This is a genomic window from Actinoplanes sp. NPDC049265, assembly GCF_043197135.1.
Taxonomy (GTDB): domain Bacteria; phylum Actinomycetota; class Actinomycetes; order Mycobacteriales; family Micromonosporaceae; genus Actinoplanes.
Genome location: NZ_JBICSP010000012.1, coordinates 41,514 through 55,936, shown reverse-complemented (window position 1 = coordinate 55,936; position 14,423 = coordinate 41,514). Strand labels below are relative to the sequence as shown.

General features: G+C 71.7%; 13 protein-coding genes. 5 read left to right on the top strand and 8 right to left on the bottom strand.

Going from position 1 to position 14,423, the window contains the following annotated elements:
- Positions 1-2 precede the first annotated feature (2 nt).
- Both ACGFIO_RS26645 and ACGFIO_RS26640 read left to right on the top strand, forming a co-directional pair.
- The gene (locus ACGFIO_RS26645; RefSeq protein ID WP_392829632.1) at positions 3-986 is read left to right on the top strand and encodes a cytochrome c biogenesis CcdA family protein; all 984 of its coding nucleotides are present in this window, start codon (positions 3-5) and stop codon (positions 984-986) included.
- Positions 983-2,185, top strand: coding sequence for a serine/threonine-protein kinase (locus ACGFIO_RS26640; protein WP_392829630.1), 1,203 nt, complete (start codon positions 983-985; stop codon positions 2,183-2,185). The genes ACGFIO_RS26645 and ACGFIO_RS26640 overlap by 4 nt, the downstream gene beginning before the upstream one ends.
- Before the next feature lie 129 nt (positions 2,186-2,314).
- Here ACGFIO_RS26640 and ACGFIO_RS26635 read toward each other — a convergent pair whose 3' ends face one another.
- From ACGFIO_RS26635 to ACGFIO_RS26625, 3 genes are all read right to left on the bottom strand, one after another.
- Complete coding sequence (locus ACGFIO_RS26635) at positions 2,315-2,638, bottom strand: hypothetical protein (protein ID WP_392829629.1); 324 nt, start codon at positions 2,636-2,638, stop codon at positions 2,315-2,317.
- Between the two features lie 316 nt (positions 2,639-2,954).
- The gene (locus ACGFIO_RS26630; protein ID WP_392829627.1) at positions 2,955-5,441 is read right to left on the bottom strand and encodes a Tex family protein; all 2,487 of its coding nucleotides are present in this window, start codon (positions 5,439-5,441) and stop codon (positions 2,955-2,957) included.
- A gap of 89 nt (positions 5,442-5,530) precedes the next feature.
- Positions 5,531-6,499: a LysR substrate-binding domain-containing protein gene (locus ACGFIO_RS26625; protein ID WP_392829625.1), complete on the bottom strand. Its 969-nt coding sequence runs from the start codon at positions 6,497-6,499 to the stop codon at positions 5,531-5,533.
- 167 nt (positions 6,500-6,666) lie between these two features.
- Between ACGFIO_RS26625 and ACGFIO_RS26620 the strand changes: the two genes are divergently transcribed.
- Positions 6,667-7,230 (top strand): RICIN domain-containing protein, encoded by a 564-nt coding sequence (locus tag ACGFIO_RS26620; protein WP_392829623.1) that lies wholly within the window; start codon positions 6,667-6,669, stop codon positions 7,228-7,230.
- Positions 7,231-7,282: 52 nt separating this feature from the next.
- Here ACGFIO_RS26620 and ACGFIO_RS26615 read toward each other — a convergent pair whose 3' ends face one another.
- Positions 7,283-8,197 carry a LuxR C-terminal-related transcriptional regulator gene (locus ACGFIO_RS26615; protein ID WP_392830010.1) on the bottom strand — a complete coding sequence of 305 codons (915 nt, stop codon included), beginning with the start codon at positions 8,195-8,197 and terminating at the stop codon, positions 7,283-7,285.
- 78 nt (positions 8,198-8,275) lie between these two features.
- On the opposite strand from ACGFIO_RS26615, the gene ACGFIO_RS26610 reads away from it, so the two are divergent.
- Complete coding sequence (locus tag ACGFIO_RS26610; protein ID WP_392829622.1) at positions 8,276-8,992, top strand: PP2C family protein-serine/threonine phosphatase; 717 nt, start codon at positions 8,276-8,278, stop codon at positions 8,990-8,992.
- Between the two features lie 4 nt (positions 8,993-8,996).
- Complete coding sequence (locus ACGFIO_RS26605) at positions 8,997-9,506, top strand: GNAT family N-acetyltransferase (RefSeq protein WP_392829620.1); 510 nt, start codon at positions 8,997-8,999, stop codon at positions 9,504-9,506.
- A gap of 86 nt (positions 9,507-9,592) precedes the next feature.
- On the opposite strand, the gene ACGFIO_RS26600 is transcribed toward ACGFIO_RS26605, so the two are convergent.
- The 4 genes from ACGFIO_RS26600 to glgB all read right to left on the bottom strand — a co-directional run bounded on the left by ACGFIO_RS26600 (position 9,593) and on the right by glgB (position 14,382).
- Positions 9,593-10,087, bottom strand: a complete 495-nt coding sequence (locus tag ACGFIO_RS26600; RefSeq protein WP_392829618.1) for a GAF domain-containing protein — start codon at positions 10,085-10,087, stop codon at positions 9,593-9,595.
- A 29-nt stretch (positions 10,088-10,116) separates the two neighbouring features.
- Positions 10,117-10,452: a hypothetical protein gene (locus ACGFIO_RS26595; protein ID WP_392829616.1), complete on the bottom strand. Its 336-nt coding sequence runs from the start codon at positions 10,450-10,452 to the stop codon at positions 10,117-10,119.
- 56 nt (positions 10,453-10,508) lie between these two features.
- Positions 10,509-12,146 (bottom strand): methyl-accepting chemotaxis protein, encoded by a 1,638-nt coding sequence (locus ACGFIO_RS26590; protein ID WP_392829614.1) that lies wholly within the window; start codon positions 12,144-12,146, stop codon positions 10,509-10,511.
- A 127-nt stretch (positions 12,147-12,273) separates the two neighbouring features.
- A complete protein-coding gene (glgB, locus tag ACGFIO_RS26585) occupies positions 12,274-14,382 on the bottom strand; it encodes a 1,4-alpha-glucan branching protein GlgB (RefSeq protein WP_392830008.1) in 2,109 nt (702 codons plus the stop codon).
- Between the last annotated feature and the right edge of the window lie 41 nt (positions 14,383-14,423).

The window sequence follows — 14,423 nt, the reverse complement described above, 5'->3', positions numbered from 1 at the left end:
CCGTGCTGGCGCTGGCGGTCACGGCCGGGATGCTGGCGGCGGTCAACCCGTGCGGGTTCGCGCTGCTGCCCGCGTACCTCTCGGTCCTGGTCGCCGGCGACCGCCCCGGCGGATCCGTCCAGGCCGTCGGCCGGGCCCTGCGCTGCGCCGTCCTGCTGACCGTGGGGTACGTGCTGGTGTTCGGCGCCTTCGGGCTGGTGCTCCGGCCGGTCGAGGATCTGCTGCAACCCCGGCTGCCCTGGCTGACCGTGGCCCTCGGCGCCGGCCTCGCGCTGGCCGGCGGCTGGCTGCTGACCGGGCGTTCGCTGCCCCCGCTGGGCGGTGGGTTGCGCGCGCCGCGGCTCACCGGCTCGGTGTGGTCGACGGTGGCCTTCGGCGCGGCGTACGCCCTGGCCTCGCTGGGCTGTGCCGCCGGCCCGTTCCTGGCCATCGTGGTGGCCGGCGAGCGGGCCGACGGGCTGGGCCCGTTCCTGGCCTACAGCGCCGGGATGGGCCTGGTCATCGCCGTCGCCGCGGTGGCCGTGGCGCTGGTCCGCGACTCGCTGATCGCCCGGATGCGCCGCCTGTCCGCCCTGACCCCGCGCATCACCGGCGCCGTGCTCATCCTCACCGGGGGCTACGTGACCTGGTACGGCGCCTACGAACTCCGGGTGGCGGCCGACCGCCGCACCGCCGGCACCGACCCCGTGGTCGCCGCGGCCACTCACCTGCAGGAATCCGTGGCCGCCTCCGTGGCCGGCGCCGGCGCCCCCTGGCTCCTGGCCGCCCTGATCCTCCTGGCCGCCGCCACCGTCCTGCTCGCCACCCGCCCCAAACCCCCAGTGGTAGCCCCGGGCGGCGTTCACGCCTCAGATACCGCTGGGGCCTCCCACTCTGGTTCGGTGGTAGCCCCGGGCGGCGTTCGGGGCTCGGACGCCGCTGGGGCCTACCACTCGGAGGGGTCGGTGGGCGCCTCGGGCGGTGACCCGACTACGGTTCGACGGTGATCGAACCCCGGGTCGACGTGGCGCGCCGGACCCAACCGCTCCAGCGCAACGACCCGGAGTGGCTGGGGCGCTACCGGATGCTGGGGCGGCTCGGGCGGGGCGGCATGGGCGTGGTGTTCCTGGCCGAGGCGCCCGGTGGCCGGCTCGTCGCGGTCAAGCTCGTGCACACCGGGCCGGCTGGTGACCCTCAGTTCGCGGCCCGGTTCCGCAGCGAGGTCAACCGGGCCCGCGAGGTGCCCGCCTACTGCACCGCCGAGCTGCTCGACGCCGACGTCGAACGGGACCCGCCCTACCTGGTCACCGAATTCGTCGACGGGCCGTCCCTGTCCGAGGTGGTCGACGGGGAGGGCCCGCTGCCACCGGGCCGGTTGCATGCGGTGGCCGCGGGCGTGGCCACCGCCCTGGTCGGCATCCACGGCGCCGGGGTGATCCACCGCGACCTCAAGCCCCAGAACGTGCTCCTGGGGCCGGGCCGCCCCAAGGTGATCGACTTCGGCATCGCCCGGGCGTTCGAGGCGACCAGCCGGCACACCCGCACCGACCAGTTCGTCGGCACCGTCGCGTACATGGCCCCCGAACGCTTCGACAACGACCTCGCCGCCGAACTGACCGCGGCCGCCGACGTCTTCGCCTGGGGTTGCGTGATCGCGTACGCCGGAACCGGCCGCACCCCGTTCCACGCCGACAGTCCCGCGGCCACCGCGGCCTGCATCCTGACCCGGCCGCCCTATCTGGACGGCCTGACCGAGCCGCTGCGTTCGCTGGTCGCGAGCACGCTGGCCAAAGACCCGCGGCAGCGGCCGACCGCCCGCGAGGTGCTCGACGAACTGGCCGGCGGCGGCACCTCCCGGCCCCGGCGCCCGCAGCAACCAGCTGAGCCCGCGCGCACGTTCGAGCCGCCGTACACCTTCGAGCCGGCCGCGTCGCGCCCGGCCGCGCCACCGCACACCTTCGAGTCGGCCACGCAGCCGCATATGTTCGGGGCGCATCCGTTGCCGGGAGGGTTCGATGCGGCCGCGCTTCCCCGGCCGTACGAGACGTTCGAGGCGGCCGAGCTGGAGCGCTCATCGTTGACGACGCGGGTAGTGCTGTTGGTGTTGATCACGGTCGCGCTGCTGTTGGGCGGGCTCGCCCTCTGGATCCTGGTCGGCGAGGTCTTCGGCGGGCCGGCCGAGGTCGCCGTGGTTCCCGCCGGATGATCCGCTCGGGCCCGCGTCTCGCGGTTCAGCCGACGGGACGTGACCGGAGCACGGGCGCGCGGGGTGGCGACAGCGCGCGACGGGTGAACCAGGCCCGCCGGCGCCGCCATGTCTCGTGGCTCAGGTGACCTAGGCGCGGGTGCGCTGGGCGTGGGACAGAGCCTCCTTGGCGAGCTCCAGCCACGGGACGTCTGAGCTGGGCGCGAGCACGAACCACTCGCGCATCGGCTCGCCCCGCAGGCCGGCGAAGTGTGTGCCGTAGCCGCGGAACACCAGCTCGTCGACCAGGTCGCGGGGCAGCTTGACGGCCAGGCTGGGGCCGCTCAGCATGGCGATCACCCGGCCCTCGTAGCGCAGCGCGGGGGAGTGGAAGCGGCGCCCGCCCGCGGGTGGCGTGACCCCCAGGCCGGCCATCGCGGCGATCAGCTCCTCGAACCGATCCTCCGGACTCATGCCGCAGATGTTATCGCGATGCAGGCCTTTCGCGATCAGGTGAACGGCGTGTGTGGACGGTCCACGGCCGCCTCGTCCAGTACTATGCCGCCCCGCCGGCCGGGGCTCCCGCGAAAGGCCGCGAAACGCCGCCGCCGAACGGACGGCGCCCTGCTCCTGGGTGTCCCACGAAAGGGTGATATGGCCGCCGGCTCCACAATGGTTCTGGGCGCGGAGCGCCAAAAAGGGCGACCACTCACGCACGTGGAGCGCAGCGACCCTCGGCGGGAGCAGCGGTCAGCACCACCCACCCACCTACGACATCCAAGCTCTTGATCTAGTCCTTCGTCAGGCCCGCCCGGCGCAGAGCATCAGCCATCGCGCCGCCGTTGAACGACTGCTGCTGCTGCTGACGCTGCCCGCCGCCGCCCTGCCGTTGCCCGGCGCCCTGACGCTGACCGCCCTGACCGCCTTGGCCCTCGCGCTGCCCGCCGCCGCGCTGACCGCCTTGACCGCCGCCGCGCTGCCCGCCCTGCCCACCACGCTGACCGCCCTGCCCGCCCTGGCCGCCTCGACCGCCGCCGCCCTGACCCCGCTCCCCGCCTCGCTGCTGCGGCCGCTCCCCCCGCGGCTGGGAATCGCGCGCCGCCGCCGGCTTGTCCTGCAGCCGCATCGTGAGCGAGATCCGCTTGCGCGCCTCGTCCACCTCGACCACCCGGACCTTGACCACGTCCCCGGACTTGACCACCTCGCGCGGGTCCTTGACGAACGTGTCCGACAGCGCCGACACGTGCACCAGCCCGTCCTGGTGGACGCCGACGTCGACGAACGCCCCGAACGCGGCCACGTTGGTGACCACGCCCTCGAGGATCATGCCGGGCTGGAGGTCGGCGATCTTCTCGACGCCCTCGGCGAAGGTCGCGGTGACGAACTGGGGGCGCGGGTCGCGGCCGGGCTTCTCCAGTTCCTTGAGGATGTCGGTGATCGTGGGCAGGCCGACCGTGTCGGTGACGAAGTCGGTGGGCTTGATGCCGCGCAGCAGCGAGCCGTTCCCGATCACCGCCTTGAGGTCGGCGCCGGCGCTGGCCAGGATCGTGCGGACCACCGGGTACGACTCGGGGTGCACCGACGACGCGTCGAGCGGGTCGTCGCCGTCGGGGATGCGCAGGAAGCCGGCGCACTGCTCGAACGCCTTCGGGCCCAGGCGCGCCACCTTCTTGAGCTCGTCCCGGGAGCGGAAGCGGCCGTTGGCGTCGCGGTGCAGGACGATGTTCTCGGCCAGGCCGGCGCCGATCCCGGAGACCCGGGTGAGCAGCGGCGCCGAAGCCGTGTTGACGTCGACGCCGACCGCGTTCACGCAGTCCTCGACGACGGCGTCGAGCGAGCGGGACAGTTTCACCTCGGACAGGTCGTGCTGGTACTGGCCGACGCCGATCGAACGCGGGTCGATCTTCACCAACTCGGCCAGGGGGTCCTGCAGGCGGCGGGCGATGGACACGGCGCCGCGCAGGGACACGTCCATGCCGGGCAGTTCCTGTGACGCGTAGGCGCTGGCCGAATAGACCGACGCGCCCGCCTCGGAGACGACGATCTTGGTGAGTTTCAGGTCGGGCTGCTGCTTGATCAGGTCGGCGGCGAGCCGGTCGGTCTCCCGGGAGGCGGTGCCGTTGCCGATGGCGATCAGATCGACGTTGTGTTGCTTGGCCAGGGTCGCCAGGGTATGCAGGGACTGGTCCCATTTGTTCTGCGGGACGTGCGGGTAGATCGTGGACGTCGCCACGCACTTGCCGGTGCCGTCGACCACTGCCACCTTGACGCCGGTGCGGAAGCCCGGGTCGAGTCCCATCGTCGCCCGGGTGCCGGCCGGTGCCGCGAGCAGCAGGTCGCGCAGGTTGGCGGCGAAGACCCGGACGGCCTCCTCCTCGGCCGCCTGGAACAACCGCACCCGCAGGTCGGCGCCCAGGTGGATGAGGATGCGGGTACGCCAGGCCCAGCGCACGGTGTCGGCCAGCCACTTGTCGCCGGGCCGGCCCTGGTCGACGATCCCGTTGCGCCCGGCGATGGCCGCCTCGTACGAGCGGTCCTCCTCGTCCGGCTCCGCCGCCGGGTCCATGGTGAGGTCGAGGACCTCTTCCTTCTCGCCCCGGAACATGGCCAGGATCCGGTGCGACGGCAACTTCGGGAACGGCTCGGCGAAGTCGAAGTAGTCGCTGAACTTGGCGCCCTCGGTCTCCTTGCCGTCGCGCACCTTGGCCGCCAGCCGTCCCCGCGTCCACATGCGTTCGCGCAGCTCACCGATCAGGTCGGCGTCCTCGGCGAAGCGCTCGATCAGGATCGCCCGGGCGCCGTCGAGCGCGGCCTGCGCGTCGGCCACCCCCTTGTCGGCGTCGACGAACGCGGCCGCCTCGTCCTGCGGCGTCCGGGTCGGGTCACCGATCAGCAGGTCGGCCAGCGGTTCCAGGCCGGCCTCACGCGCGATCTGGGCGCGGGTGCGGCGCTTGGGCTTGTACGGCAGGTAGATGTCCTCGAGCCGCGCCTTGGTGTCGGCCTCGCGGATCTGCGCCTCCAGCGCGTCGTCCAGCTTGCCCTGCGACCGGATCGACTCCAGGATCGCCGCGCGGCGTTCCTCCAGCTCACGCAGGTATCCGAGGCGCTCCTCGAGGGTGCGCAGCTGCTGGTCGTCGAGCGTGCCGGTGACCTCCTTGCGGTACCGGGCGATGAACGGCACCGTGGCGCCCCCGTCGAGCAGCTCGACCGCGGCGGTTACCTGGCCCTCCCGAACCCCGAGCTCCGTAGCAATCCGCGAATGAATCGAATCCGTCACTGGGCGATTGTGACTGAGGCGCGTATATGTTGTCGCGCCGCCCCTCCGCAACCCCAGGATCCAGACCAGGATCAAGCTCAAATTCAAGATCATGTCGTGGCTGGGTGGGTGGTCCAGACCGCTGCTCCCGCCGAGGGTCGCTCCGCTCCACCTGCGTGCGTGGCCACCCTCAACAAGCGAAGGAACGTCTCCGTACGGGGATCTTGGACTTCGCGGCGTTTGGCCATGTGATACCAGGTGTGCGGCGCGTTACGCAGCGCCACGGCTCGCACCCGGAGGTCGCGGGGGCGGTTGCGGGCCGCCTCCGGGTGGACCGCCAGGGCTCCGCCGGTCGAGACGATGCTCTCGTACACGTCGCGGAAGTTGCGGGGCTCGATCTCCACCAGCTTGGCCCCGGCCAGTGGACGGGTGTCGCCCAGCGACCACAGGGACATGAACTCGGCGGAGATCGTCGGGACGTGCAGCATCGTGTGCGCGGCGAACTCCTCGGCGTCCACCTCGCCCCAGCGGGCCAGCGGATGCCGGGCCGACACCACGCCGACCCGCCGCATCGGCCACAGCCGGGTCGACACCAGGTCGCCGTGCGGCAGCGGCAGGGCGGTCAGCACCAGGTCGGCCCGGCCGCCGCGCAACACCTCGACCGGCTCCTCGTACCCCAGCAGGGAGAACTCGATCGAGGTACCCGGATGGATGGCCCGCAGCGCGAGCCCGGCCGCCATCATCTGCCGGCGTTCGCCCACCAGCCGGTCGATGCCCTGGATGGCGATCCGCAGCCCCGGACCGACGGTGCGCCGGAAGGAGCGGTAGATCGAGTCGAAGGCGCTGAGCAGTTCGGCGGCACCGCGCATCAGGGTGCGTCCGGCCGGGGTCAGCCCGCCGACCCCGCCGTGGTCGCGGATGAGCAGCGGCGTCCCGAGCCGCCGCTCCAGCGCCTGGATGCGCTTGGTCAGCCCGGACGGCGAGATGGTGAGTTCGTGGGCCGCCGTCGTGTAGCTCCGGACGATCGCCAACACGACGAAGCTGCGCAGCGCGGACACGTCGATGTCCCATCCGTTCACCGAAAACCCCCGTCCGGCCTGTGCCCGACCGGATGTTATGCGGCGGCGCGGTGATCGAGCAGTCGCGAATCGAACAGCTGAGAGCTCTTTCCACATGGGAACAACCTCGGTGGTTCGCGGGTCCGGCCGGCCAAGACTCGAGGCACACGATTCCTGAGGGGGATTTGATGATCAGAATCAACCGACTGGCCCACCTGGCTCTCGCGCTGGTCGCGGCGTTCGGCCTGGTCGCCGTGGGCTCGCCCGCCCGGGCCGCGACTCGGGCCGGCGCGGCGCCACTTCACGTAGGTTCGGCGTTCGCCCTGGTCAGCCGGACCAGCGGGCTGTGCCTGGAGGTGGCCGGCGGATCACTGCTGGACAACACGGCGCTGGTGCAGAACACCTGCCACCCGGACAGCGCCAACGTCACCGACCCGAACCAGAACTGGCTGCCGGTGTCGGTCGGCGGCGGCTTCGTCAACCTGCGCAACCTCAACAGCGGGCTGTGCATCGACTTCGCCACCCCCACCGTCGGCCGCAACGTCAAGCAGCACCTGTGCGGTGGTGACCTGTCGGAACGCTGGCAGGTGGTGGTCAGCGAGGTGCCCGGGTTCCTGCGGGTCGTCAGCGCCAACCACTCCGGCGGGCACAACTTCTGCCTGGACAACGGCGGCACCGCAACGGTCGGCGCGGTCAGCGTGATCTGGGACTGCCAGACCGGAAACCTCAACCAGTTGTGGCGGCAGGCCTAGCCTCCACGCGGCTGACAGCCCGCCCGGGGCCGACACCCCGGGCGGGACCAGCTCACGTGCGGGCGGCCTTGAGGGCGGCCTCGGTGCGGGAGGTGGCGCCGGTCTTACGGAGCAGGTTGGACACGTGCACGGTGACGGTGCGGACGGCGATGCCCAGGGCCCGGGCGATCTGCTTGTTGGACATACCCTCGGCGAGCAGGCCCAGGACCTCACGTTCGCGGGCGGTCAGGGCCGGGGCGGGGCACGGGGCCAGCCCGGACGGGCCGGTGGCGCCCTCGACGGCGATCAGCTCGGTCAGGCGGTACGGGTTGCCGCCGGTGCGGCGCCACACCGAGGCGGCCAGGTCGGCGGTCAGCGTGCTGTCCGCGTACACGTGGTCGAGAACGCTTTTGACCTGGGCCGCGTCGAGGGCGCCGAGGTGGTGGCGAACCGCCCCGGGCACGCCGGAGAGGCAGGCCAGGGTGCGGGCGGTCAGCAGCGGCGAGACCGCGGCGTCGGGGGGACGGCTGGTCACCAGGAGCAGCGCCGGCAGGTCGGCGGTGGCCAGCTCGGCGACCAGGTTGAGGCTGGCCGGGTCGAGGGCGTGCAGATCCTCGACCACGAGCGCCCGGGGCCGGCCCGCGACGACGGCGCGAACGGCGGCGACGGCGATCCGCAGCAGCGCGTCCGGTGTGTAACGCTCCCGCGGCACGTCCGGATCCTGCACCAGCCAGCGGAGGGCGTCGCGAGGCAGGTCGAGGCCGGACAGATCGTGACCGGTCAGCGCCGACGCCAGCCAGTCGTAGGGCGCGGGCGTGTGCAGCCGGGCCCGGCCCATGATCGTGCCGGTCGGCGCGGCCACCGCGGCCAGCGTGCTCTTGCCGGTGCCGGGCAGTCCGGTGATGATCGCGGGCACGGGCCGGCCGGTGCGCTTGACGCGTGCCCAGGCCTCCCTGAGTTCGCGCAGAGCGGCGTCGCGTCCTACCATCGGCACCGGCATCACACTCTCAACCCTACGTAACGTGTACTAGAGACGGGGACGGCGGGGTTTGGCAGGCTTGGAGACATGACGTTCGTCATCCGCGCGGTCGGCGCCTCCGACCAGGGGCTGGTCCGGACCAACAACGAGGACGCGGTCTTCGTCGGCCGGCGGCTGCTCGTGATCGCGGACGGCATGGGCGGGTTGCCCGCCGGTGAGCTGGCCAGCGACATCCTGGTCAAAACGCTTTCGGTGGTGGATGAGCACCCCGACGGCGGCGAGCCTCTGCAGGAGGTGATCGACGCCGTCGAGACGGCCAACCAGCGCATCCAGGCGGCGGTGGCCGACGATGACGCCCGCGACGGCATGGGCACGACGGTCACGGCGATGCTGCTGGCCGGCGACCGGGTGGCCGCGCTCAACGTCGGCGACTCCCGCCTCTACCTGGTCCGCGACGGCGAGATGGCCCAGCTGACCCGCGACGACACGTACGTGCAGGCGCTCGTCGACCAGGGCGTGCTGAGCCCCGACGACGCCCGCCGCCACCCGCAGCGGGCGCTGGTCACCCAGGCCGTGCAGGGTGGCCCGTTCCGCCCCGCCGGTCGCATGGTCCCGATCCGCGAGGGCGACCGTTTCCTCCTGTGCAGCGACGGTCTGACCGATTACGTCGAGGACCAGAGCATCGCCGAGGTCCTGACGACCGAGCCCGACCGCAAGGCCTGCGCCGAGCAGCTGGTCCGCCGCACCCTCGACGCCGGCGCCCCCGACAACGTCAGCGTGATCGTCGCCGACATCTGCACCTGACCTCATGATCGCCACGTCGCGCCTGGTCCTGCGCCGGTTCCGCCCCTCCGACGGCCCGGCCCTGACCACCTACCGCGGCGACCCCGAGGTGGCCCGCTACCAGGGCTGGAACCCCGCGACCACGGCCGCCGACCTGGCCGCCGGCGACCCGGACACACCCGGCTGGTTCCAGTACGCCATCGAGCGCGTGTCCGACCACATCCTGATCGGCGACCTGGGCGTCCACACGCACGACAACCTGATGCAGGCCGAGATCGGCTTCACCCTGTCGCGCGCCGCCCAGGGCCAGGGTTACGCGACCGAGGCGGTCCGGGCCGTCCTCAACCATCTGTTCGAGGTCCGCGGCCGGCACAAGGTCTCGGCCGAGTGCGACGCCCGCAACACCGCGTCGTCCCGCCTCCTCGAACGCGTCGGCTTCCGGCGCGAAGGCCTCCGCCGCGAACACACCTGGCACAACAACGAATGGACCGACGACGTGCTGTTCGGTCTCCTCGCCCGCGAATGGATCACCTGAAGATCAAGAGCTGGATGTCGTAGCCGGGTGGGTGGTGCGGACCGTCGAGCGGTCGTACCTCCATCACCGGCACTCTACAAAGGAGATCAGTGTCGCACGATCAGCCTGAGGATCTCGTCGGCCGCGGTACGCAGCTCGGCCAGGTCGGCGTGGCCGAAGGGGCGGGGCTGGGGGCTCATCACGCAGTGCGTGCCGAGGATCTCGCCGCCGGGCAGGACCAGGGGCACGCCGGCGTAGGCGCGGATCAGGCCGAGCAGCAGGCCGGGATTGTCGGCGTGTTCGGGGTGGTCGGCCAGGTCCTCGACGACATAGGGGGCGCGGTCCTGGACCACGTTGACGCACAGCGAGTGCTCGCGGGGCGCACCGCCCATGGTGGTGAGGAGGTCGTTCTCGTCGTTGGTGGCCAGCACCGCGGTGGCCCCGTCGAGCACCACCTGAACGGCGGCGAGCGGCAGGCCGAGCCGGTCGGCGGTACGCCGGCAGATGCTCCGCAACTCGCCCGCGAGGCCCGGGTCGAACAGGTCGTACGCGGCGATGGCCCGCATCCGGTCCAGGTTCGCGACGGCGTCGTGCTGTTCCATGCGTCTGTCTCCTCGGCGAGGTGACGCCGTCAGACGGCGTCGATGATCAGTTGGCGGGCGGCGGACAGATGGGTGTGCGCCGCCTGGCGGATGCGGAGGCTGCGGGCGCACAGGGCGAGGATCGGGTCGCTCGCCGCCATCGCGTCGATCAGCTTGGCCAGGGACGCCGGGTCGCTCTCGGTGCCGCTGAGGCCGGAGCGGCGCATGAGGTCGGCCCACACGGTGGCGGTGTCGGCGCCGTAGAGGCGGCGCAGCGCCTCGCGGGCCTCGGCCAGGTCGGGGCGGCGTACGCCGTACGGCTCCTCGCTGGTGCCGTGCCGCCGGTTGACGGGTGGTGCCAGCGTCGCGTCCTGAGTCATGGTCACCTCGCCGATCGGAGTCTTGGGGACGACGCGTTACATCGGTCGGCGGAGGCCCGGCATTAATATCTGAACTGCGCGACCAGCCCGTTGAGCTTGATCGACAGGTCGGAGAGGTGGTCGGCGGCGTCCCGGCTGGCCCGGGCGCTGCCCGAGGTGGCAGTGGTGACCTCGGCGACCGCGGCGAAGCTGGCCAGCACCTCGTTGCTGCTGCTGGCGGCGTCGCTGATCGAGCGGGTCATCTCGTTGGTGGTGGCCGACTGTTCCTCGACGGCGGACGCGATGGTGGTCGAGTAGTCGGTGATCTGCCCGATCACGGTCTCGATGCGTTCCACCGCGGTGCTGGCGCCGCCGCTGCTGGACTGGATAGCGCCGATCCGGCCGGTGATGTCCTCGGTGGCCCGGGCGGTCTCCTGGGCCAGGTCCTTGACCTCGCTGGCGACCACCGCGAAGCCTTTGCCGGCGTCCCCGGCGCGGGCCGCTTCGATGGTGGCGTTGAGGGCGAGCAGGTTGGTCTGCTCGGCGATCGAGGTGATCAGCCGTACGACGTCGCCGATCTCGGTGCTGGCCCGGCCCAGTTCGGCCAGGCGGCCGCTGGTGTCCCGGGCCAGGCTCAGCGACTCGTTGGCCACCTCGGCCGCCTGCGACGAGGTGGCGGCGATCTCGCGGATCGAGGCGGTCATCTCCTCGGCGCCGGCCGCGACGGTCTGCACGCTGGTGCTGATCCGCTCGGCCGAGGTGGCGGCGGCCGACGCCTTGCCGGAGGCCTCCTCGGCGCCGCCGGAGAGTTCGCCGCTGAGCTTGGAGAGCTGGGTCGCCGCCCCGGACAGAGCGGTCGCGGTCTCGGCCAGGTTGCCGACGGTGGAGCGGACGGAGGAGACCGCGGTGTCGAGGTCGGCGCCCATCTGCCCGAGCTCGTCGCGCGAGTCGGGACGGACGTGACCGGTGAGGTCGCACGCGGCCAGCCCGGCCACGACCTGGGAGACCTTCCGGACCCCGGTCACGATGGCGCGGGCGATGAGCACGCCGACGGTCAGCGCGCCGATGACGCCAACGGCCAGCATGACGATGATCGCCGTACGGGAGGAGTGGTAGGCGTCGGCGGCTTTCTGCCGCCGGGCCGAGGCGTCGGCGTTGGCTCGTTCGCTGAGCTGGCGGGCGACCGCGGAGGCCTTGTCGGCGGCGGGCTGGGTGATGGTGTCGCGGGCCTTCTCGAACGCGTCGAAGTCCCGGGCGCGGGCGGCCGGCATCAGGTCGCTGTCGCGCAGCTTCTGGTATTCGGTCCACGCGGCCGCGAGCTGGTCGGCCGCCACCGATTCCCTGGTGAGGTCCCGGTAGGACTTGAGGTCGGCGGCGAAGCTGGCGTCGTTGGCGGCGATCGCCTTCTCGTACTTCGCCTGGTTCTCGGGCGAGCGGGAGATGGCGAAGTTGAGGACGTTGCGCCGGGTGACGTCCATGTCCAGCTTGACCTTGTCGATCTCCTGGATCGGCCGGACACCCATTTGATACAGGTCGTCGGCGGCTTCGCTCATCTGCGCCATCCGGACGATCGCGAGCACGCCGACCGCGGTGGCGACCAGGGCCATCAGCGAGACCGCGGCGTTGATCTTGGTGCCGATCCGCCGATCAGCGATCAGACGAGTCAGTACGCCTCGTCGCCGGCCCGCCCCGGCCGGCAGTGTGGTCGCAGCGCCAGTCACCCGTGCACCCCCGCACCCGGCCCCCATCGGGCCGCCAGGCGGCCCGATGGGGTGTAGTCATCACAGCAACCTGACCAGTAAAAGTGATCCGCCGGTCGCCGCAGTGAAAAGCCGAAAGGCGTGCGGTTCAGCCTTCGAAGTGCAGCCAGACGGCGCCGAGCGGGGGAACCCGGAGCGACGCGCTGGCGTTCATGCCGTGCCAAGGGAGTTCCTCGGCGTGCACCTCGCCGAGGTTGCCGACGCCGGAGCCGCCGTACAGGGTGCTGTCGGTGTTGATGACCTCACGCCAGCGGCCGGGGCGGGGCAGGCCGATGCGGTAGCCCTCGTGCGGTACGGCGGCGAAGTTGACGACCACCGCCAGCATGTCGCCGCTGGGGGAGAAGCGCAGGTACGAGAACGTGTTGTGCTGGCTGTCCTCGGAGGTGATCCAGCGGAAGCCGCTCGCCTCGGTGTCCTGGGTCCACAGGGCCGGCACCCGCTTGTAGACCGTGTTCAGGTCTTGCACCAGCCGGCGGACGCCGCCGCCCTTGGCCGAGTCGGCCAGCAGGTCCCAGTTGAGGCCGCGCTCCTCCGACCACTCCTGCTCGTCGCCCATCTCGGCGCCCATGAAGATGAGCTGCTTGCCGGTGAACGACCACATGAAGCCGAGCAGCGCCCGGGTGTTGGCCAGCTTTTGCCACTGGTCGCCGGGCATCTTGCCGGTCAGCGAGCCCTTGCCGTGCACGACCTCGTCGTGGCTGATCGGCAGGATGTAGTTCTCGCTCCAGGCGTACACGGTGGCGAAGGTCATCTGGTGGTGGTGCCACTGCCGGTAGATCGGCTCCTTCTCCATGTACGACAAGGTGTCGTTCATCCAGCCCATGTTCCACTTGAAGCCGAAGCCGAGGCCGCCCAGGTGGGTGGGGCGGGTGACGCCGGGCCAGGCGGTCGACTCCTCGGCCACCGTGATCACGCCCGGGTTGTTCTTGTAGACGGTCGCGTTCATCTCCTGCAGGAAGCTGATCGCGTCCAGGTTTTCCCGGCCGCCGTACTGATTTGGCGTCCACTCGCCGTCCTTGCGCGAGTAGTCCAGGTAGAGCATCGAGGCCACGGCGTCGACCCGCAGGCCGTCGGCGTGGAACTCCTCGCACCAGTAGAGCGCGTTGGCCACCAGGAAGTTGCGGACCTCCTTGCGGCCGAAGTCGAAGACGTACGTACCCCAGTCGGGGTGCTCGCCGCGGCGCCAGTCGCCGTGCTCGTACAGCGGGCTGCCGTCGAACCGGGCCAGCGCCCACTCGTCCTTGGGGAAGTGCGCGGGCACCCAGTCGAGGATCACGCCGATGCCGGCCTGGTGCAGCCGATCGACCAGGTGCCGGAACTCGTCGGGGGTGCCGAACCGGGACGTGGGCGCGAAGTAGCCGGTGACCTGGTAACCCCACGAGCCGCCGAACGGGTGCTCCATGACCGGCATCAGCTCGACGTGGGTGAAGCCGGTCTCGACGACGTACTCGACGAGCTGATCGGCCAGCTCGACATAGCTGAGCCCGGGCCGCCACGAGCCGAGGTGCACCTCGTACACGCTCATCGGCTCCTGATGCCACTGCCGGGTAGCCCGCTCGGACATCCAGTCGCCGTCCGACCAGTCGTACGACGACTGCCAGACGACCGACGCGGTGGCCGGCGGCACCTCGGTGTGCTGGGCCAGCGGGTCGGCGTGCTCGCGCCACACCCCGTCGCGGCCCAGGATCTTGTACTTGTACCGGGTGCCCGGGTGCGCGGCCGGCACGAACAGTTCCCAGACGCCGCTGGACCCGAGCGACCGCATCGGCCACCCGTCGTACGGTCCCCAGCCCGCGAAGTCCCCGACCACCTGCACGCCGCGCGCGCCCGGCGCCCACACCGCGAAGCCCACGCCGGTGTCCCGCGGCTGCGCTCCGAGCACCTTCCATAGTTTCTCGTGCCGGCCCTCGCCGATCAGGTGCAGGTCGAGTTCGCCCAGCGTGGGCAGGTGGCGGTACGGGTCGTCGCACTCGGTGCCGTCCACGTCGACCCGGTAGTCGAGCACCGCGCCGGGCACCTCGGCGGCGAAGATGCCGTCCGGGTGGACCTGCGTCATCGGGGTGCGCTCGCCCCCGGTGACCAGCGTGACCTCCTTGGCCCCCTTGCGGAGGGTGCGGATCACGGTGTTGCCGCCGGCCGGGTGGGCCCCCAGGATCGCGTGCGGATCGTGGGTGTCCCCGGCGATCACCGCGTTCATCGCGCGCGGGTCGGCGGCGGTGGACGGGGTGCTCGGCGTCG